Here is a 628-nt window from a genome sequence, read left to right as displayed (position 1 = left end):
TGCCATTCGTTATAATGCTCGAACGCCTCTGCAAGGTTCTTTGCTGCCGTTAACCCGTCTGGTTTAGGCATGATACTGATGTAGTCACGCTTTATCGTTTTCACGAAGCTCTCTGCTATGCCGTTACTCTCCGGACTCCGCACCGCCGTGTTCTTCGGTTCAAGCCCCAACATCCGGGCAAACTGCCGTGTTTCATTAGCCCGGTAGCATGAACCATTATCCGTCAGCCACTCTACTGGAGACGCCGGAAGCTCGTTGCCGAAGCGGCGTTCCACCGCTCCCAGCATGACGTCCTGTACTGTTTCACTGTCGAAGCCGCCCGTAGTGACTGCCCAGTGCAGTGCCTCACGGTCACAGCAGTCCAGCGCGAACGTGACTCGCAGTTTTTCTCCGTTATCACAGCGGAACTCGAACCCGTCAGAGCACCATCGTTGATTGCTTTCTTTCACGGCCACTTTGCCAGTATGTGCCCGTTTCGATGGCGGTACAGCGGTTTTTCGCTCAAGCAACAGCGCATTCTGGCGCATGATCCGGTAAACACGTTTGGCATTGATCGCAGGCATACCATCAAGTTCGGCCTGTCTGCGAAGCAGCGCCCATACCCGACGATAACCATACGTGGGCAGCT

At 55.1% G+C, this 628-nt stretch carries 1 protein-coding gene; it reads right to left on the bottom strand.

From position 1 onward, the window contains the following. Positions 1 to 628, bottom strand: a 628-nt coding sequence (locus ACJHWR_RS25295; RefSeq protein WP_410226725.1) for an IS3 family transposase, incomplete at both ends; no start/stop codon positions are given.

Origin of the sequence: Escherichia sp. WS568, assembly GCF_046486085.1 — a bacterium.
Taxonomy (GTDB): Bacteria; Pseudomonadota; Gammaproteobacteria; order Enterobacterales; family Enterobacteriaceae; genus Escherichia; species Escherichia coli.
This window is presented reverse-complemented; position numbering and strand designations above follow the sequence as displayed.